General features: G+C 50.3%; 23 protein-coding genes. 19 read left to right on the top strand and 4 right to left on the bottom strand.

Going from position 1 to position 18,038, the window contains the following annotated elements; all coding sequences use genetic code 11:
- The first annotated feature begins 18 nt into the window (after positions 1–18).
- The 11 genes from B212_RS0110520 to glnA all read left to right on the top strand — a co-directional run bounded on the left by B212_RS0110520 (position 19) and on the right by glnA (position 11,809).
- Positions 19–798 carry a class I SAM-dependent methyltransferase gene (locus B212_RS0110520; protein ID WP_019910671.1) on the top strand — a complete coding sequence of 260 codons (780 nt, stop codon included), beginning with the start codon at positions 19–21 and terminating at the stop codon, positions 796–798.
- On the top strand, positions 788–1,768 hold the full coding sequence (gene miaA, locus B212_RS0110525; RefSeq protein ID WP_019910672.1) for a tRNA (adenosine(37)-N6)-dimethylallyltransferase MiaA: 981 nt from the start codon (positions 788–790) through the stop codon (positions 1,766–1,768). Before B212_RS0110520 ends, miaA begins: the two co-directional genes overlap by 11 nt.
- 19 nt (positions 1,769–1,787) lie before the next feature.
- Positions 1,788–2,027 carry an RNA chaperone Hfq gene (gene hfq, locus B212_RS0110530; RefSeq protein ID WP_019910673.1) on the top strand — a complete coding sequence of 80 codons (240 nt, stop codon included), beginning with the start codon at positions 1,788–1,790 and terminating at the stop codon, positions 2,025–2,027.
- Between the two features lie 136 nt (positions 2,028–2,163).
- Positions 2,164–4,767 carry a transglycosylase domain-containing protein gene (locus B212_RS0110535; RefSeq protein ID WP_019910674.1) on the top strand — a complete coding sequence of 868 codons (2,604 nt, stop codon included), beginning with the start codon at positions 2,164–2,166 and terminating at the stop codon, positions 4,765–4,767.
- 197 nt (positions 4,768–4,964) lie between these two features.
- A complete protein-coding gene (locus B212_RS0110545; RefSeq protein ID WP_019910677.1) occupies positions 4,965–5,519 on the top strand; it encodes a DUF402 domain-containing protein in 555 nt (184 codons plus the stop codon).
- Between the two features lies 1 nt (position 5,520).
- Positions 5,521–6,177 (top strand): YdcF family protein, encoded by a 657-nt coding sequence (locus tag B212_RS0110550; RefSeq protein ID WP_019910679.1) that lies wholly within the window; start codon positions 5,521–5,523, stop codon positions 6,175–6,177.
- A gap of 114 nt (positions 6,178–6,291) precedes the next feature.
- Positions 6,292–7,263, top strand: a complete 972-nt coding sequence (locus B212_RS0110555) for an AAA family ATPase (protein WP_019910680.1) — start codon at positions 6,292–6,294, stop codon at positions 7,261–7,263.
- Between the two features lie 75 nt (positions 7,264–7,338).
- On the top strand, positions 7,339–8,628 hold the full coding sequence (gene hflX, locus B212_RS0110560; protein WP_019910681.1) for a GTPase HflX: 1,290 nt from the start codon (positions 7,339–7,341) through the stop codon (positions 8,626–8,628).
- Positions 8,629–8,702: 74 nt separating this feature from the next.
- A complete protein-coding gene (locus tag B212_RS0110565; RefSeq protein ID WP_019910683.1) occupies positions 8,703–9,956 on the top strand; it encodes a methionine gamma-lyase family protein in 1,254 nt (417 codons plus the stop codon).
- 83 nt (positions 9,957–10,039) lie between these two features.
- Positions 10,040–10,450 carry a MerR family transcriptional regulator gene (locus B212_RS0110570; RefSeq protein ID WP_019910684.1) on the top strand — a complete coding sequence of 137 codons (411 nt, stop codon included), beginning with the start codon at positions 10,040–10,042 and terminating at the stop codon, positions 10,448–10,450.
- 30 nt (positions 10,451–10,480) lie between these two features.
- Entirely contained in the window at positions 10,481–11,809 is a 1,329-nt protein-coding gene (gene glnA, locus B212_RS0110575) for a type I glutamate--ammonia ligase (RefSeq protein ID WP_019910685.1), read from the top strand.
- Positions 11,810–11,912: 103 nt separating this feature from the next.
- On the opposite strand, the gene B212_RS0110580 is transcribed toward glnA, so the two are convergent.
- The gene (locus B212_RS0110580; protein ID WP_019910687.1) at positions 11,913–12,131 is read right to left on the bottom strand and encodes a hypothetical protein; all 219 of its coding nucleotides are present in this window, start codon (positions 12,129–12,131) and stop codon (positions 11,913–11,915) included.
- Positions 12,132–12,299: 168 nt separating this feature from the next.
- Here B212_RS0110580 and B212_RS0110585 point away from each other — a divergent pair, with 168 nt between their 5' ends.
- The 4 genes from B212_RS0110585 (at position 12,300) to B212_RS0110600 (ending at position 13,964) form a co-directional block, all read left to right on the top strand.
- Complete coding sequence (locus B212_RS0110585; RefSeq protein ID WP_019910688.1) at positions 12,300–12,521, top strand: hypothetical protein; 222 nt, start codon at positions 12,300–12,302, stop codon at positions 12,519–12,521.
- A 222-nt stretch (positions 12,522–12,743) separates the two neighbouring features.
- Positions 12,744–12,968 (top strand): hypothetical protein, encoded by a 225-nt coding sequence (locus tag B212_RS0110590; RefSeq protein WP_019910689.1) that lies wholly within the window; start codon positions 12,744–12,746, stop codon positions 12,966–12,968.
- Between the two features lie 106 nt (positions 12,969–13,074).
- A complete protein-coding gene (locus tag B212_RS0110595) occupies positions 13,075–13,293 on the top strand; it encodes a hypothetical protein (RefSeq protein ID WP_198015847.1) in 219 nt (72 codons plus the stop codon).
- A gap of 128 nt (positions 13,294–13,421) precedes the next feature.
- A complete protein-coding gene (locus tag B212_RS0110600; RefSeq protein ID WP_198015848.1) occupies positions 13,422–13,964 on the top strand; it encodes a hypothetical protein in 543 nt (180 codons plus the stop codon).
- 81 nt (positions 13,965–14,045) lie between these two features.
- Here B212_RS0110600 and B212_RS0110605 read toward each other — a convergent pair whose 3' ends face one another.
- The 3 genes from B212_RS0110605 to lexA form a co-directional block, all read right to left on the bottom strand.
- Complete coding sequence (locus B212_RS0110605; RefSeq protein ID WP_019910692.1) at positions 14,046–14,426, bottom strand: hypothetical protein; 381 nt, start codon at positions 14,424–14,426, stop codon at positions 14,046–14,048.
- Between the two features lie 161 nt (positions 14,427–14,587).
- Positions 14,588–14,926 carry a L,D-transpeptidase gene (locus tag B212_RS0110610; RefSeq protein ID WP_019910695.1) on the bottom strand — a complete coding sequence of 113 codons (339 nt, stop codon included), beginning with the start codon at positions 14,924–14,926 and terminating at the stop codon, positions 14,588–14,590.
- A gap of 110 nt (positions 14,927–15,036) precedes the next feature.
- On the bottom strand, positions 15,037–15,663 hold the full coding sequence (gene lexA / locus B212_RS0110615; RefSeq protein ID WP_028530732.1) for a transcriptional repressor LexA: 627 nt from the start codon (positions 15,661–15,663) through the stop codon (positions 15,037–15,039).
- Positions 15,664–15,861: 198 nt separating this feature from the next.
- Between lexA and B212_RS0110620 the strand changes: the two genes are divergently transcribed.
- The 4 genes from B212_RS0110620 to B212_RS0110635 all read left to right on the top strand — a co-directional run bounded on the left by B212_RS0110620 (position 15,862) and on the right by B212_RS0110635 (position 17,989).
- A complete protein-coding gene (locus tag B212_RS0110620; RefSeq protein ID WP_019910698.1) occupies positions 15,862–16,275 on the top strand; it encodes a LysM peptidoglycan-binding domain-containing protein in 414 nt (137 codons plus the stop codon).
- 109 nt (positions 16,276–16,384) lie between these two features.
- Positions 16,385–16,558: a DUF896 domain-containing protein gene (locus B212_RS33810; RefSeq protein ID WP_019910699.1), complete on the top strand. Its 174-nt coding sequence runs from the start codon at positions 16,385–16,387 to the stop codon at positions 16,556–16,558.
- Between the two features lie 83 nt (positions 16,559–16,641).
- Positions 16,642–17,169, top strand: a complete 528-nt coding sequence (locus tag B212_RS0110630) for a hypothetical protein (protein ID WP_019910700.1) — start codon at positions 16,642–16,644, stop codon at positions 17,167–17,169.
- Between the two features lie 34 nt (positions 17,170–17,203).
- On the top strand, positions 17,204–17,989 hold the full coding sequence (locus tag B212_RS0110635) for an HAD family hydrolase (RefSeq protein WP_019910701.1): 786 nt from the start codon (positions 17,204–17,206) through the stop codon (positions 17,987–17,989).
- The last annotated feature ends 49 nt before the right edge of the window (positions 17,990–18,038 follow it).

Raw genomic sequence — 18,038 nt, forward strand, 5'->3', positions numbered from 1 at the left:
GGCAAGATCGGAGGCAACATGATTATAACAACGGGTTTTGACCCGATACCGGAAATTGTACTGCGGGCTCAGAGCCTTGCAGAGCGAACCGGCACTGAATATGCGCCTAGAGGCAAATTTTCCATGACCAAACTGGTGGAGCACTACAGAGACGAAGAGATTCTGGTGGTGCTGCAGGAGGCTGTGCGGTTGATTACGCCGGACATGCCGCTAATGGAATTTCATCCCAGCATGGGTTTTGTCCGGGCGAAACGGATTATCCGGGGCGAGGTTGATCCCATGCTGGAGGCTGCCGGAATGGTGCCTGGTGACAGCGTGCTGGACTGCACGGCAGGCCTTGGCGGAGATTCCCTGCTGTTTGCCGTGCATGGCGGCGGGAATTCTGTGGTAACTGCCCTGGAAAGCTCTTTGCCGCTGTATGCCCTGCTCTTTGAAGGAATGAGCCATTATATTTCAGGACAGAAGAAGGTAAACGAGGCGCTGCGCCGGGTGCATGTTGTGCACAGCGATCATCTGGCCTACTTGCAGGCCCAGCCCGACAAGAGTGTGGACATCGTCTATTTTGACCCTATGTTCCGTGTGCCCCTAACGAATTCAGCGGCGATTTCCCCGCTGCGCCAGTTTGCTAATGCGGCGGCTTTGTCGCCGGAGAGTGTTGCGGAGGCGGTCAGAGTCGCGCGCAAAACCGTTCTTTTGAAAGAAAAAGCCTTAAGCGGCGAATTCTCCCGCCTTGGCTTCACCGAGCTGCTGCGGGCCAGCGCCAAAACATCGTACGGGGTGATATCCATTGACAACTGAGACTAAACGCAGGGTTCTGGTGCTGCTTGGCCCGACTGCAGTCGGCAAGACAAGGCTTAGCCTTGAGCTGGCAGAGGCTTATAATGCCGAGATTATCTCCGGGGATTCGATGCAGGTCTACCGCGGCATGGATATCGGCACCGCCAAGATAACGCCTGCGGAAATGCAGGGTATTCCTCATCATCTGATTGATATCCATGATCCGCAGGAGTCTTATTCGGCTGCTGAATTTCAGGAGCAGGGCGTCAAGCTCATTGAAGAGATCAGCGCCAAAGGAAAGCTGCCATTTATCGTAGGCGGTACTGGCCTCTATATTGAGTCGCTGTGCTATGGCTTCCGTTTCTCGGAAGCGGTGGCGGATGAAGCATTCCGCAGTGAGATGGATGCCTATGCGGAGACGCACGGGGCAGAGGCGCTGCATGCCCGGCTGGCCGCCGTAGACCCGGCAAGCGCAGCCAGACTGCACCCTAATGACCGCCGCCGGATCATCCGGGCGCTGGAAATACAGCATCAGACCAAGGTCACGCAGTCCGAGTCGCACGAAGGGCAAAAAAAGGAATCTCCTTACGAGCTGTGTCTCATAGGTTTGACAATGGACCGGAAAATACTATATAAACGTATTGAAGACCGAATTGATCAGATGCTGGCGAACGGGCTCGTCGCCGAGGTGGAAGGACTGCTGCAACGTGGCTACAGCAGAAGCCTTGTGTCCATGCAGGGTCTGGGCTACAAGGAAATTGCCGCCTGCCTCGCAGGCGAAATGACGCTGGAAGAGGCTGTGACTCTTTTAAAGCGCGATACCCGCCGATTCGCCAAGCGACAGTTGTCATGGTTTCGCCACATGAAGGATATTCAGTGGATCGACGTCAACGAGAGCCAAAACTTTTCAGAGAATTTTGCCAAAATCCGTGCTATAATAGCAGGAAAGTTTCTCTCAGGTCTTGAATATACTTCTGAACAATCTAATTGAACCATTGGGGGTACGTCATATGAACAAGTCCATTAACATCCAAGATACGTTCTTGAACCAGTTGCGTAAAGAAAATATCCCTGCCACAGTATATCTGACCAACGGCTTTCAAATCCGTGGAATCATCAAAGCCTTCGATAACTTCACGATTGTCATTGACAGCGACGGGCGCCAGCAGATGGTGTACAAGCATGCAATTTCCACGTTTACACCGCAGCGCAGCGTATCGCTCATGCAGGACAGCGGAAGCGAAGAATAAGTTTTTACAGTCTTAGAGCGAAACCTTTTTGTTTATAAATCGTTTGAATAGAGTGCGAGAGAGCAACCTGTGAGGGTTGTTCTTTTCATTCGTGCACTCAACTACATGTTTTTCCGAGAGGGAGTCAGGAGGTACCATGTCCAGAGACGAAATATCCAGGACGAACCGTAATAGAGACAGGAGCTCAAATGTATCGAATTCTAGCTCGAAGGGCAACAAGCCCAAGAAAAAGAAAAGCTTTTTAACGAAAAAGCGTGTGCTGTGGACATTGTTTTTTGCTACGGCACTGGCGATTTTTTGCGCGCTGGGCGGTTACCTGTTCATTATGGTGAATGGTCAGAAGCTGCTGGATGCGAACATTGATAAGCTGACGGTGAACGAGACTACGAAGATTTATGACCGGAATGCGAATTTGATCGGCGAGCTGGCGCTGGAGAAAAGTGAGCCGGTGGAGTATGAGGCGATTCCTAAGCTGCTTGTTAATGCTTTTGTTGCCACCGAGGATCGACGGTTCTTTGAACACAGCGGTGTAGATCTTTGGTCAATCGGCCGTGCGGCGGTGAAGGATATTGCGGCGCGCAGCATGGTTGAGGGCGGGAGTACGATCACCCAGCAGCTCGCGAAGAATATATTCCTGACCCGGGATAAGACTTTTTTCCGTAAGGCGACTGAGGTGTCAATCGCGGTGGCGCTGGAGAACAAGTACACCAAAGAAGATATCATCACCAAATACCTCAACCGCATCAACTTTGGCGGCACGATATACGGCATCAAAGCGGCATCCATCCGCTATTTCGGAGTAAGCAATCTGAATGATCTCAAGGTTTGGCAGATAGCCACACTGGCAGCTATGCCTAAGGGGCCGTCCCGTTACAACCCGCTGCGCAATCCCGAGCTGTCTAAGGAACGGCGTGGCGTGGTGCTCCAACTGATGTATGAGCAAGGGTATATTACCAAGGATCAGATGGACGAAGCCAAGGTGGTTGACTACAACTACAAACCGCCGGAAACCAAGCAGCGTTATCAGGCATTTATTGATTATGCTGTCGGAGAGGCTGAAGATAAATTCGGATTGTCCGAGGATGATCTGAATATCGGCGGGTACAAAATCTACACGACCATGGACAAACATGCCCAGGAAACGGTGGAAGATGCATTTGCGGACAGCTCCAACTTTGAGAAAAGCGTCGATGATCAACTGGTGCAAGGCTCGATGACAATCATCAATCAGGAGAACGGCAGTATTGTGGCGCTTCTTGGCGGACGTAATTATGAGAAGAAAGGCTACAGCCGTGTAGACGGCAGCCGCCGCTCGCCAGGCTCCTCATTTAAGCCGCTGGTTGCTTATGCACCTGCGCTGGAGTCAGGCAAGTTCACAAGCAACTCGCTGCTCAGCAATGAAAAACAGTGCTTCGGCAAATATTGCCCGAACAATCTGCACGGTTATTCCAAAACGATCAGCATGGGAGATGCTCTGACAAAGTCTGAGAATATACCGGCTGTGTGGCTGCTGAACGAGATCGGTGTAAACACCGGCTTCCAGTTCGCCAAAAATCTGGGGATTAACCTCAAGGATGAGGACAAGAACCTTTCGCTTGCGCTTGGAGGGATGAGCGAAGGCACGAACACACTGGAGATGGCCCAGGCCTACAGTGCTTTTGCCAACGGCGGAGAGCTGCGTGAAGCTTATTCGATTAAATCAATTACGAATAGCGACGGTGATACCGTCTACAAAGCCAACACAACACCTAAACGGGTAATGACCGAGAATACGGCTTACCAGATGACAGAAATGATGCAGAAGGTTGTACAAGACGGTACAGGTAAAAAAGCAAAAATCGACCGTCCTGTAGCCGGTAAAACAGGTACTACGCAAAGCGGGTACGAAGGCATCAGCTCTAACCGGGATGTATGGTTTGTCGGATACACGCCTGAATGGACCGCTGCGGTCTGGATGGGGTACGACAAGCCAAGCAGAACCCACTTGCTCAAGAACAGCAGTCCGCTTGCGGCGGCGTTCTGGGGCAAGGTGATGGAGGAAGCGCTGAAGGGTGTTCCGTCCAAGGCCTTCCCGCAGCCGGAGGGAATAAGCCAGCCGTCTCCATCGCCAACTGCGGACATGGCACAGCCTGTTACGGGGTTGAATGCAGCTTATGATCCATCGACAATGACGGTTAACCTAAGCTGGGCGGCTGTGCCGACCGCAGGTGTGGAATACAGAATCTACCGTAAAGAAACGTCTGAGTCTAATTTCAGTCCGCTGCTTAACACGCCTTCAACCGGTGTAGGCGATATCAGCGCTATGCCTGGACTGACATACGAATATTATGTGACGGCTTACTATCCTGAACTGGATGTTGAAAGCGAGCCTTCAGCTTCGGTTACCGTCGAGGTCCAAGACGAGCAGCCGACATCGGAGCCGACGATTGATCCGAATCCTCCGACAGATTCAACCGGAAACGGCGTGGATAACGGTCAAGGTAACGGAAATCCTGGTGACGGCAACGGGAATGGTCAAGGGAATGGCGGCAATAACGGCAACCAGGGTGGCAATAGCGGCGGCAGTCCGCTAAATACACCGGAAGCCACGCTACCACCGCCTTCAGCAACACCGCTGGCTACGGATGTTCCGGCTGCGACCACTGGAGCAGGTACTGGTGCGGGCGGAACAGAGAACGGCGGGGCCGCCAGCGCAGATCCGGCTGCCGGTGTGGTAGATCAAGGCAATGCCCCTCAATAGGCTAACTGAAGTCCAAAGATAAGGATATTTTTAACCTCCGTCAGCCCGGCACTCCCTCCAACCAATAGGGAGAATGCCGGGCTGATGTTTTTTTTGCCGGAGTTGAACTTCCTCTGTCGCATTTTGTAAGGGATGTTTTGAGTGTGCCTCCTAAATGTGTTAAGCTGAAGACACCATTTCTTGAGAGGGTCATTCATATGAAACGTAAATTCGGAGACCGGGCCAACTGGCGCCGGATTACGCGCCGCCATTTTGCTTGCCGCTATGTGGAAAGCCGGGAATTCAGCGGATACATTACACTTTATACGATTTATGGGCTGAAGGAACCACTGTGGAAAAGCTATGGCAGGCATACATACCGCATTGCGGACAAAGGATATTCGTGGCTGCAATATTTTCCCAAAGACAGCCACTACATTGTAACGGCGATGTTCGACGAACGGCAGAATATCGTACAATGGTACATTGACACCTGCAAGGTCCAGGGGGTCACAGATCAGGGGGTTCCGTGGTTTGATGATCTGTATCTGGATGTTGTGGTGCTGTGGAACGGAGAGGTCTTTTTACTGGATGAGGATGAGCTGGAAGAAGCGCTGGAGCGTGAAGACATTACGGACAGCGACTACAATTTGGCCTGGGCAACAGCGAACAATATTTTACGCAGCATAGACGCTCATGCTTTTCCTTACTTCGCCCTCTCGCTCAAGCATCGCGCCGAATTGTTCCATCACGGAGAATTCAGGAGGAAATAGAATGGAATGGTACGTCTATCAGAGGGGTTCATCCCCGATCCGCAAAATGTCCCGAAAAAGACGTTTCCGCTTCAAGCGAAAGCTAGGGATTGCTGTAATCGTCTGTGTTGTAGCGGGACTGGTATGGTCCGGGGCGGCTCTAAATAATATCAACAGCGCAGCTACTACCACGCCGATGATGAAAGCGGATGCGGGTATTATTCTAGGAATGTCAATGTGGGGCGACGAACCTAGTCCTGGGTTAAAAGAAAGGCTTGACTACGGGCTGAAGCTCTACAAGGAAGGTGTTTTTACCCGGTTTATTGTTTCAGGCGGTCTGGATCATGCGGACTACAAATACACCGAAGCTGAAGGCATGAAGAATTATCTGGTTGGGAAGGGTGTGCCGGAGAACGCAATCCTTCTCGAGAACAAATCTACCAACACCTATGAGAATCTCCTGTTCAGCCAGCGGATCATGCGTTCTGAAGGTTTGTCCACAGCGGTTATTATAACGCATACCTTTCATGGACGGCGGGCGCTGGAAATTGCCGAGAAGCTGGATTATGCCCAGCCGGAGCTGGGGCTGACCAGCTCACAGGTGATGTCCATGTTCAAGTACAAAACCCGCGAGATTCTGGCGTACACCAAATGGAAGCTGCAGGAGCTTTCTCTGTGAGCTAATCTCCTAAAAACAAGCAAGTTCCTGAAACTGCTAATAACACCTCATGATTCGGAATAGACTTGAAATATAATATAGTTAATGTCAGTCCTGGACAATGAGGTGAACAAGGTGAACGGACGCGTAGCGGCGGCAAGCGGGCGGGAGGAAGGCAGACCGTCACGACAAATTAATATTGTACTGCGGAATCAAGAAGCGCCGGCAGTAAATAATGCGGCTGCAGACAGCCTGGTTCAGGCTATACCTTCCAAGAATCATGGGCATAGCGGGCTGTTCCAGGAGTTAAGCAAGGAACTTGATGCACTTGTGGGATTGGAAAATATCAAGGAGCTTGTCTTTGAGATATATGCTCTGCTGCAGGTTGCACAGATGCGCAGCGAAGCAGGACTTGCCTGCGGCAGTCAGGCCTATCATATGGTGTTCAAGGGCAACCCCGGCACCGGCAAAACAACAGTGGCTAGGATCGTAGCGAAGCTTTTCCAGCGGATGGGCGTCCTCAGCAAAGGCCATCTGATCGAAGTGGAGAGAGCGGATCTTGTTGGAGAATATATCGGCCATACCGCCCAAAAGACACGCGATTTAGTAAAAAAGGCGCTCGGCGGCATTCTTTTTATTGATGAGGCTTACAGTCTTGCCCGTGGCGGAGATAAGGATTTCGGGAAAGAAGCAATAGACACTCTGGTAAAATCCATGGAAGACCACCGAAGTCAATTCGTGCTGATTCTGGCCGGGTATTCCAGCGAAATTGATTATTTTCTTATGAGCAATCCGGGACTGCCCTCACGGTTTCCGATTCAGGTGGAGTTTCCAGATTATACGATTGACCAGCTACTGCAAATTGCCGAGCTGATGGCCAAGGAGCGCGATTATATTTTGATGCCGCAGGCCATACTCAAACTGAAGCAGCATCTGCTGATGGAGAAGACGGAAAGTCTGCATGCCTTCAGCAATGCGCGTTATGTGCGCAACTCCATTGAGAAGGCCCTGCGTTCCCAAGCCGTGCGCCTCCTGAATCAATACGAGAGCACAAGCCCGGGCAAGCAGGAGCTAATGACCCTGCGCACCGAAGACTTTAAGCTGTAGACAGCAAGCTGTTCATAGGCGAAAGGTATACGAAGGTATGCCTCTTCAGGTATATAGATAAGGAGTATGTAATTAATGGCAATCACGACACATGATACAGAAACAGAAGTACAGGACCGGGCAATCTTAGTCAGTCTGGTGACGGACAAAATCAAACGCTCCGGCATTGACCCCGAGCTCTCGCTGCAGGAATTGGTTCAACTTGCGGAGACCGCAGGGGTGGAGGTGCTGGAAGTTATACGCCAGAACAAAGAGACTCCCGACTCCAAGTGGTTCATCGGCAAAGGCAAGGTGGAAGAGCTGCGGATGGCCGCTGACGGTCTTGGGGCCAATACGGCTATCTTTGACCAGGAGCTGTCCGGGGCACAGGTACGCAACCTTGAGGAGACTCTGGACCTGAAGATTATTGACCGGACCCAGCTTATTCTGGATATTTTTGCAGGGCGTGCCAAAACGCGAGAGGGTATTATCCAGGTTGAACTGGCACAGCTCTCTTATTTGCTGCCGCGTTTGTCCGGGCACGGCAAGAATCTGTCCAGACTGGGCGGCGGTATCGGCACCAGAGGCCCGGGGGAAAGCAAGCTGGAAACGGACCGCCGGCACATCCGCGACCGTATTTCTGAGCTGAAGCGCCAACTGGATGAAGTTGTCAAGACGCGTGAGCTGCATCGTGAACGCCGCAGAAAGAGCGGGGCAGTACAGGTGGCGCTGGTTGGATATACGAATGCCGGCAAATCTACGCTGCTCAAACAGCTAACGAATGCCGATGTTTATATTGAAAACCAGTTATTCGCGACACTTGACCCGACATCGCGTGTGCTGCAGCTTCCCGGAGGGAAGGAAGTAGTGCTTACCGATACGGTAGGCTTCATCCAGAACCTGCCGCATGATCTGGTGGCCTCCTTCCGGGCTACACTGGAGGAAGTCAATGAAGCCAATCTGGTGCTGCATGTGGTCGATGCTTCTTCTCCGATGCGGGAGGAGCAAATGGATGTGGTGCAGTCCATCCTGCAGGATCTGGGCGCAGCGGGGAAACCGCAAATTGTATTGTTCAACAAAAGCGATGCCTGCCGGCTTGACCAGTTGGAGATGCTGCCTGCAGGACCGGGGCATCTGAAGGTCAGCGCATTTAATCCTGAGGACCTGACCCGGATCACGGAGATTATCGCTGATGAGCTGGCCGGAGACACATTGACTTTTCGGATTCCCGGAGACCGCGGGGACCTGTCTTCGCTGCTCTACCGGGTGGGCGAGGTGCTTGAACAGCATTTTGACGAGAATGACGTTCTGTACAACGTCCGCCTGAATAAAGAGGATTACGGAAAATGGAGCTATAAGCTCGCTGAGTATGTGGAGCAGGAATAGACTTAACCGGAGAATGCGACGCAGCTCTGACTTTTCATGGCAAGTAAATGTAATGTAAGGAGAGAACTAGGGGAATGGCAGTTTTTGCAGAGGATATTTTACAGGCGGCAGAGGCCGCTGAGCAGGAAATCGAAGGTGCAGTGAAGTCGCTGGACCGGATAGTCGATCACAATCAATGGAAGGTAATTGAGGCTTTTCAGCGGCAGCAGGTGAGCGATTTTCATTTTGCCGGCTCCACAGGGTATGCCTATAACGACCGGGGCCGTGAGGTGCTGGACCTTGTCTATGCGGAGGTCTTCGGCGCAGAAGCGGCGCTGGTACGCCCGCATTTCGCCTCCGGCACACATACGATATCCACAGCGCTCTTTGGCGTGCTGCGCCCCGGAGATGAGCTGCTGTACATTACAGGACGTCCCTACGATACGCTGCATAAGGTAGTCGGCAAACCGGGGGACGGCACCGGCTCCCTGGCTGATTTCGGAATCGGTTATCGTGAAACGGCATTGACGGCTGAAGGGAAAATTGACTGGGCAGAGGTAGCGCTGGCTATTAACGACAAGACCAAGGTGATCGGAATTCAGCGGTCCCGCGGCTATGACTGGCGCTCCTCCTTTACCGTTGAAGAAATCGGCGGGATGGTGGCAAAGGTTAAAGAGCTGAAACCTGATGTAATCGTATTCGTAGATAATTGCTATGGCGAATTTACGGAAAAGCTGGAGCCGCCGCAGGTGGGAGCGGATCTTGTTGCCGGCTCGCTGATTAAGAATCCGGGCGGCGGAATCGCCGAGACGGGCGGGTATATTTGCGGACGCCGCGAGCTTGTGGAGCTTGCGTCCTACCGGCTGACGGCGCCGGGGATTGGCGGGGAAGTGGGAGCGATGCTGGGGACAACGAGAGGGCTGTACCAGGGGCTGTTCATGGCTCCGCATACAGTGGGACAGGCCGTTAAGGGCAGTATCTTTGCTGCTGCTGTATTCCAGCGCTGCGGCTTTACGACCAAGCCGTCCTGGAATGAGCCGCGTACGGATCTGATTCAGGCGGTGGCTTTTGACGGACCGGAGCATCTGATCGCCTTTGTACAGGGCATTCAGCGTGCCGCTGCCGTTGACAGTCATGTCGTTCCCGAGCCGTGGGATATGCCTGGTTATGAGCATCCTGTCATTATGGCGGCAGGTACATTCATCCAGGGTGGCAGCTTGGAGTTATCTGCAGATGCGCCGATCCGTGCGCCTTATATTGGCTATATGCAAGGCGGATTAACGTATTCTCACGTAAAATATGGAGTTTTAATGGCTTTACAAAGCATGAGAGATCGCGGACTATTGTAAAGTAAACTTACATACCATTGACACGCCAAATTAAGAAATGTACAATGAGATGAGAAAAAGATCATTGGAAGGTTGGATGAGTCATGGGTGATGAAATCCGCAGAAATATGGCATTATTCCCTATAGGAATCGTAATGAAGCTAACTGATTTATCTGCAAGACAAATTCGTTATTATGAGCAGCACAGCCTGATCGTGCCCGCGCGCACATCCGGCAACCAGCGTTTGTTCTCATTCAATGATGTAGAACGTTTATTGGAGATCAAGGCATTGATTGAGAAGGGGGTTAATATTGCCGGCATCAAGCAGGTGATGAACCCCGTTTCGAAGGAATCTGAAGAAGCTACGGTTATTACCCCTGATACAGAGGTAAGACGTAGAGAGTTGTCTGACTCACAGCTTCACCGTTTATTGAAGCAGGAACTGGTTTCCGGTAAAAGACCGGGACAAGTGTCTCTCATTCAAGGCGAGCTATCCCGGTTTTTTAATAAATAATACACAGAGACTTGAAAGGGAGAGGGTACAGTGAGCTTTTCAAAAGAGGATATTATGCGTATCGCCAAGGAAGAGAACGTCCGTTTTATTCGCCTGCAATTTACCGATTTGCTCGGTACGATCAAAAACGTGGAAATTCCCGTTAGTCAGCTCGAAAAGGCGCTCGACAACAAGATGATGTTTGATGGCTCTTCTATCGAAGGTTATGTTCGTATCGAAGAATCCGACATGTACCTCTACCCTGATCTTAGCACATGGGTTATTTTCCCTTGGGTTACGGACAGCAAGGTTGCACGTCTGATTTGTGATGTGTACATGCCTGACGGAACGCCTTTTGCCGGCGACCCTCGCGGTATTCTCAAACGCTGCCTTGAGGAAGCTGAAGAAATGGGCTTTACCGCAATGAACGTTGGACCTGAGCCGGAATTCTTCCTGTTCAGAACCGATGAGAAGGGCAATCCAACTACAGAGCTGAACGACCAAGGCGGATATTTCGATTTGGCGCCGATGGATCTTGGGGAGAACTGCCGCCGCGAAATCGTGTTGACTCTTGAAGAAATGGGCTTCGAAATTGAAGCATCCCACCATGAAGTCGCTTCCGGCCAGCATGAGATTGACTTTAAATATGCTGACGCCATCAAGGCGGCTGACCAAATCCAGACCTTTAAGCTTGTCGTGAAGACGGTAGCCCGCCAGCATGGCCTGCATGCAACCTTTATGCCTAAGCCTCTCTTTGGCATGAACGGTTCCGGGATGCACGCACACCAGTCCTTGTTCAAAGGCAGTGAGAATGTCTTCTACGATGAGAGCGACACTCTTGGCCTAAGCAAAACTGCGCGTTACTACATGGCCGGCATTCTGAAGCACGCACGTGCTTTTGCGGCGATTACGAACCCGACAGTGAATTCGTATAAACGTCTGGTACCTGGTTATGAAGCACCTTGTTACGTAGCCTGGTCTGCCAGCAACCGCAGCCCAATGATCCGTATTCCGGCATCGAGAGGGCTCAGCACCCGCATCGAGGTCCGCAACCCGGACCCGGCAGCTAACCCGTACCTTGCACTTGCTGTAATGTTGAAGGCAGGTCTTGACGGCATCAAACGTCAGCTTGATCTTCCGGCTCCAATCGACCGCAACATCTATGTGATGTCTGAGGAAGAACGGATCGAAGAAGGCATTCCAAGCCTGCCGTCTGATCTGAAGGAAGCGCTGAATGAAATGATCCGCAGCCATGTTATTACTGAAGCTCTCGGCGAACATGCGCTGGCTCACTTCTACGAACTGAAAGAAATTGAGTGGGATATCTATCGGACGCAAGTTCACGAATGGGAAAGAGATCAGTACATGACTCTTTACTAGGAGAAGCAGCCCTTGACGCTCCAGGCGTTGAGGGCTTTTCTAGTTACGCAGATTTTGTGAGAAAATAATTAACGGCCCCGCGTACGGGACCGCCTGCTGTGGATCAGGAATTTGTATATTTTAAAAATTCATGAGGGACTTCGGTTTGACCAAGAATGGCTTCAACAGCTTTCCAAGCCTCTTGGAACTGGTTCCCGCTGTAATTCGTTCTATTGCTTGTCGGACTTGAGAGCGACATATCAAAAACTATAAATTCACCTTCCTCCTCAATCACTCTAAAGCTTACAGTGCGGTCTTTTTTCTGAATTCGTACTTCTTCCACGGTGCATCCTCCTCTTTATCTCTTAGGGAACAACTAACTTAGTCTTATCAAATCCTGAACGGAAAGGCAAGCTGATCCCATATAAAATCTAGTTCCTGTTAATTATTGCATAGCCAAATCTGACGTAATGTGACACAATGGAGGAAAATACGAAAGGAGCTATCTGCAATGGAACAAGCGAATTCGACGCTGATTCTTGATTTGCTGGATGTTCATAATATCCGAGTGAATGTTGAAGACAAGCAAATGACTTTTGTCGAGGCTGTAGAGACTGAGGCGAGATCGCAAGGGGTTGAAGTGTCTGGAGCGCATAAAGTTGTTTTACCCGAAAACCATGTTTATTTGAAAGAGAGCATCGAAACAGCTTTGAAGCATATTGAAGAGAAGTAATGTGAAGGTCCACAGATAGTGGAGCTTTTTTCTTTGTGTTTATTGGACCTTATGATAGAGGGGCATGACCTTGCCGAAGGGGCTTCAACGCGGGCGGGGTCTTTTTTGCGATGTTACGCCAAAGATTGCGTTTACATATTGTTCCAAGCCGCTGTATACTATTTTTACAGAGTGACTATAAGCTGACAATTAAGTACGAACCACATATAAGGAGGTAGCTTTTTGAAATCGACATATAAAGTCCTTTCCAGCGATGCGGATTTGTTTGCTGCAGCTCTCGCTCAGGTAAAGGTATACGTGGTCCAATTGATGGAGGGCAAGCCGCATGTAATTGCAGACTACGCCGGCCCGGTGCAGAGATATACTCCTGATGATGTATTGGTGGCCGGAATGTGCTACAGCCGTGAGGGGTTTGAATTTAGGGTAAGGTTGCCGCAGAAGGAATAGAGGGTCACCTGCCGGACAATAGCTACCGGATGTTTTCTTTCCTGTTAACACAGGCAGACTCTGAATATATTGCATCTCTTATACTATCAAACGTAAAAGAGGTGTAATGATGACAGACCGTGAACGAATTCGCAGAGCGATTAATTTGCTTCGGAAACAAAGAGCGATCCTGCTGGAAAGACTTGAAGAAATCAACGAGAATTTACGGCGGGTGCCGAACCCGAGCCGGGCTAGACGGGAACTGCTGGCTGCGAGAGTCTCCATCCGGGAAGCATTGCGTTTGAATGCTGATGCGATCAGACTTTTGCGGAGAGTGCTGCTGTAGATTCTACTGGTCAGGGATTGTAAACTAAAGGTGTGAGGTATTCTGCGGAGAAACGGACATTTCCTCTTAATAGAGAAGGTATCCGTTTCTTCTTAGTGTGCAAATTACATATACGGAAGGTGAAGAGAGTGGAAGATGGGCTACGGCAGCGTTTAGGATTGCCACAGCAGGAGGAAGCAAGCGGATCACCATTGAACGAGACTCTGACTACGGATGCGGACGGCATAACTGTGCTGAATGTTTCCAGGGAGGATGTGGAGCAAGGCCGGCTGGAGCGATATCTTCGGGAGTTCAAGAAATATGAGAAGAAAAGGCTTCGCGGAAAAGTTACACTGATCTTCGACGGTTATGGGCAGGACCCTAGAGAGATTTATCAGATCCGGGAGATTACGAATTGGATAGATCGTCTGATGAAGAATATCCCCCATCTGTTTTACTTTTTGAGCCGGGAGAATTACAGTATGCGCATTGCTTTCTTTTGTTTATCGGAAGTGGTGGGCCGGGCGGGTCTGGAAGTATCTATTACGAAGGAGCAGGGCCGGCGGCTGATTGAAAAGGTTGTCAAGAGCGCTGTAGTCTACTCCAGAAAGCTTAAAGAGCCGGCGGAAGCGCAGTTTGCTCTTGCTGAGGGGATTGTGGAGGAACTGGGGTACGATCAGACCATCGAATAGCTTATAGAAATGCCTCCGGGAAAAGCTTTGCAGCAGCACGGCGGTTTTTCCTGGAGGCACAGTTGGAATGACGTATTGTAATTATACGAAATTGAAGGCAGCGATTTGATCGGCATACACGATGAGCTGCTTATATTCAATCTCAGTGCCGTAGCTGGAGAAAGGTCTTACAACCACATTATCCAGTACTACAAAGTTATAATTATAGTTCTTCTCAGGATGCTCTGCGCCCAAGTAGGAAATGTACTCATCTACAATGACGTCATCCATTAATGATTTCAGATTAAATACATCCTCATCTTGTCTGCTGTTATAGCTGGACACTTTTCCTTGAATGCTGCCAAAGCTGGTCAGGATGTTCACTCTGCGTTCCCCATGATCATTGTTCAGCAGGAGATTGGAGAGCTTCCCCAAAGCATCCACCTTAAAATCAATATGGGTTCTAATCTTTGAATTATTCAAACCAGGCACTTCCTTTCGAGAGTTAATCTTCCAATGTACAAGATTCGACATATAGCTGCAAAATTCCTGTACGAATGTGAAAAAAACTGCTTGAACATGTAGAACACCAACGCCGGGCTGCTGATTATCGCCTGACGCTGGTGTTTTTTGCAGCATCCAGATTATTCGCGTATGGTGACCCGGGTTCCGATAGGCACAATTGCTGCCAGGGAGAGAACGTCCTCATTGTACATGCGAATACAGCCGTGGGAGACCATTTTGCCGATCGAGGAGGGATCATTCGTTCCATGAATGCCATAGTGCGGTTTGGAGAGTCCCATCCAGAAGGCCCCGAAAGGTCCTCCGGGATTGGGCTGTTTGTTGATGATCGTGTATTCACCTGCCGGTGTAACGGTCAGTATTTTGCCGATGCCGACGGGAAATCCTCTGATCATGGTGTTGTCATCCAGCAGATAAAGCATCCGCTGTGACAGATCAACGATAATACGGTAATTGGGCATAGTTATCAGATCTCCTTTGCTATCAGGATATGTGTGGAGAGAGAGGATGTTCATAATGAAAAAGACTGCTCTGCTTGGCAGCAGAACAGTCTTCGAGGGGAATGGAGTTATTAATGGATGTCGCGGAAAAGTCCAATGACTCTGCCCAAAATAGTAACGCGGTTAAGGCGTAGCGGCTCATAAGCCGGGTTCTCCGGCTGCAGGCGAATATGATCACGTTCTTTGTAAAAGGTCTTGACCGTTGCTTCGTCTTCTTCGGTCATAGCGACAACGATATCACCGTTATCCGCTGTTTGCTGCTGGCGGACGATAACATAATCGCCGTTCATGATGCCAGCGTCAACCATACTGTCACCGAGTACTGACAGCATAAAAACTTTGTTGTCGCCTACATAATGGCTAGGCAATGGAAAGTAATCCTCAATATTCTCTGTAGCTGTGATAGGAACCCCGGCGGTAACCTTGCCCACTACTGGAATACGGGTAACCGTCTGGACGAACTGGTGAACATTCTCGGAATCCTCCTGGCCGAGCAATTCGATTGCACGCGGTTTTGTAGGATCGCGGCGGATAAGGCCTTTCTTCTCAAGGCGGTCCAGATGGCCGTGTACGGTGGAACTGGAGGCCAGTCCAACTGCTTCACCGATTTCCCGGACGGACGGCGGATAACCCTTGCTGCGGACTTCATTACGTATAAATTCCAGGATCGCCAGTTGACGACTCGAAATCTTTGACATCGGAATCAACCCCATATACTATGTTTGGGAAAATTATAACATAGAACCTCCGTTCGTACAAACATAAGTTCTAAAAAATATGGAAATAACGTCATCAAAAATAAAGGGAACAATTGTTCGAAAAGGGTATTGTGCAAAACACATGTTCGTGCTATATTATTTTCGAAAGTAAGAACAAGTGTTTGGAGGTCGGTAAATATGTTAAAGTACAGCACATACCGCAGCATCTACGACGAGGTTCGCGAAGTTCATACAGCGGATAACCATTCTGCTTCTATTCATAGACCCAATGTTAAAGAGCTTCTCCTGGCTGTGTTTACAGCATGTAGGGGGGTGTTCCGCCAAGACAATTTTGTGAAGCTGGCTTTGGTTCTTCTTTTAGTTGTTTCCGGGTTTACCGTGGTTGGAAATGTTTTTGCTGGATCGGTGTCATTATTGAAGCAAGAGAAACGGGTGGTTGTCGAACGCGGGGATACTCTTTGGAGCATTGCTTTGAAGAATAAGCCGGCTAATATGAAAACTGCTGTATATATAGAAGGAATCAAACGAACAAGCGGCTTGGATAACAGCAGCATCAAGGCCGGTGACGTGCTTACATTACCGGTATATTAACTGAAATTCATACCTCATAATTCCATGCAAAGAGCTTTCAGGGAGTAGACCTTGACAAGCTCTTTTTCTCATGGCACAGTTAGAATGAATTTAAAGGGAGGGGAACACATTGAATATTGATCAATTGGTCGCACGTATTAACGAATTGGCGCGCAAACAGAAGAGTGACGGCCTGAATGAAGAAGAGCTGGCGGAAAGAGCCAAGCTCCGTGAGATCTATCTGGGCAACATCCGCAACAACTTCCGGGCTCAGCTCAATAACATTGAAATTGTCGATAAATAAGAGCATGAACAAGGCTACATGGCATCTATAGACTGTGCCTGTTCCTTTTCATAGATATTACAGGATGACTAGGGGGAACTTACATGGCCCGTTCTTGGGAAAGAATGGTTCAACGCAACACCAAGCAGATCAACAAGCAACGCAAGAAGCAAGGGAAAGAGTCCATCTATGCTTCAACCAGCTCTGCCGCTGCAAAGAGCAGTGATATTTTTAAAGGCCGCAACATTGTGTTTCCTGTAGTTTTGCTGCTGCTTGGAATTATGTTCTGGGTAGTTGGTTCTATAGACCAAACCAGGGGTAGCGGCATGCTGACCAACTGGCTGGGAGTAGTGCTGTATTTCTTGCTGGCGGCCCTCTTGTTCTTCCGGCGCCCTTATTTGAAGGTTGAACGCGCCAGACTTTCCACGATCAAATTCAACCGTGAACGTTGGCTGCCGGCAGCCGATATTGAGCGGATCATCGTGACCCGCAGCGCAGTCTCCATCAAGTATAAGGGTAAACGAACACAATGGGTTTTCTCGAAGCTGCTCAACCGTTATGATATTCAGGCTATGGGAGAACGTCTGGAGCAATTTGCCAAGCAGAATCATGTAGAAATCGTTAACGAGTAGAAAGATATGCCAGCATAGGGAGAGGGAGAAAATAATGCCGATTTCCGCTGTACTCTTTGACCTTGATGACACGTTGCTCTGGGATGAGCGGAGCGTTGAGGAAGCTTTCCGCACTGCCGCTGAAGCGGCGGGGAATGGCGTTAATCCGCAGGAGCTGGAGGCCGCTGTGCGCCGGGAGGCGAGAAGCCTTTACGAGTCGTATGACACCTTCCCGTTCACCAAGCTGATCGGGATCAATCCTTTTGAAGCGCTGTGGGGGAATTTTACTGCCGGAGAGCAGCCGGAATTCCGCCGGATGGAGCAGCTTGCGCCCGTCTACCGCAAGGAATCATGGCGCCGCGGCTTGGCCGCGCTTGGAATTGACGATGAGGCGCTGGCCGAAACACTGGCGGCCCGGTTTGCCGCTGAACGCCGCAGCCGGCCGTACATGTATGAAGAGACGCTGCAGGTGCTGGATAAGCTGCGCGGCAAAGTCAAGCTGCTGCTGCTTACGAACGGCTGTCCGGCACTGCAGCAGGAGAAGCTGGACGGTGTGCCTGAGCTGACCCCTTATTTTGACCACATTGTTATTTCGGGCAGCTTCGGCAAAGGGAAACCGGACAAGAGCATCTTCACGCATGCACTGGACCTGCTGGAAATCTCCCCTGAGCAGGGGGTGATGGTCGGTGACAAGCTGACAACGGATATTCTTGGCGGGCTTGGCGCTGGCCTGACTACCGTCTGGATTAACCGGAACGGCAAAGCACCGGACCCGGCAATTCAGCCGGATTACCAGATCGGCCATCTTGCGGAGCTTCTTCCGCTGGTTGAATCTTTATAGTGAACTTTGATCAAGCCGGGTATCCTCATGCGGGAGGCCGGCTTTTTTT

This window comes from Paenibacillus sp. HW567 (assembly GCF_000374185.1).
Taxonomy (GTDB): domain Bacteria; phylum Bacillota; class Bacilli; order Paenibacillales; family Paenibacillaceae; genus Paenibacillus_AQ.

What these genes read in the sequence shown, in the direction of transcription:
- lexA (WP_028530732.1), bottom strand. Translation starts at nt 15,663, where the DNA reads ATGTCAAAGATTTCGAGTCGTCAACTGGCGATCCTGGAATTTATACGT.
- B212_RS0110585 (WP_019910688.1), top strand. Translation starts at nt 12,300, where the DNA reads ATGGAACAAGCGAATTCGACGCTGATTCTTGATTTGCTGGATGTTCAT.
- B212_RS0110620 (WP_019910698.1), top strand. Translation starts at nt 15,862, where the DNA reads ATGTTAAAGTACAGCACATACCGCAGCATCTACGACGAGGTTCGCGAA.
- B212_RS0110610 (WP_019910695.1), bottom strand. Translation starts at nt 14,926, where the DNA reads ATGCCCAATTACCGTATTATCGTTGATCTGTCACAGCGGATGCTTTAT.
- B212_RS0110570 (WP_019910684.1), top strand. Translation starts at nt 10,040, where the DNA reads ATGGGTGATGAAATCCGCAGAAATATGGCATTATTCCCTATAGGAATC.
- B212_RS0110550 (WP_019910679.1), top strand. Translation starts at nt 5,521, where the DNA reads ATGGAATGGTACGTCTATCAGAGGGGTTCATCCCCGATCCGCAAAATG.
- hflX (WP_019910681.1), top strand. Translation starts at nt 7,339, where the DNA reads ATGGCAATCACGACACATGATACAGAAACAGAAGTACAGGACCGGGCA.
- hfq (WP_019910673.1), top strand. Translation starts at nt 1,788, where the DNA reads ATGAACAAGTCCATTAACATCCAAGATACGTTCTTGAACCAGTTGCGT.
- B212_RS0110545 (WP_019910677.1), top strand. Translation starts at nt 4,965, where the DNA reads ATGAAACGTAAATTCGGAGACCGGGCCAACTGGCGCCGGATTACGCGC.
- B212_RS0110595 (WP_198015847.1), top strand. Translation starts at nt 13,075, where the DNA reads ATGATGACAGACCGTGAACGAATTCGCAGAGCGATTAATTTGCTTCGG.
- B212_RS0110630 (WP_019910700.1), top strand. Translation starts at nt 16,642, where the DNA reads ATGGCCCGTTCTTGGGAAAGAATGGTTCAACGCAACACCAAGCAGATC.
- B212_RS0110520 (WP_019910671.1), top strand. Translation starts at nt 19, where the DNA reads ATGATTATAACAACGGGTTTTGACCCGATACCGGAAATTGTACTGCGG.
- B212_RS0110635 (WP_019910701.1), top strand. Translation starts at nt 17,204, where the DNA reads ATGCCGATTTCCGCTGTACTCTTTGACCTTGATGACACGTTGCTCTGG.
- B212_RS0110565 (WP_019910683.1), top strand. Translation starts at nt 8,703, where the DNA reads ATGGCAGTTTTTGCAGAGGATATTTTACAGGCGGCAGAGGCCGCTGAG.
- B212_RS0110535 (WP_019910674.1), top strand. Translation starts at nt 2,164, where the DNA reads ATGTCCAGAGACGAAATATCCAGGACGAACCGTAATAGAGACAGGAGC.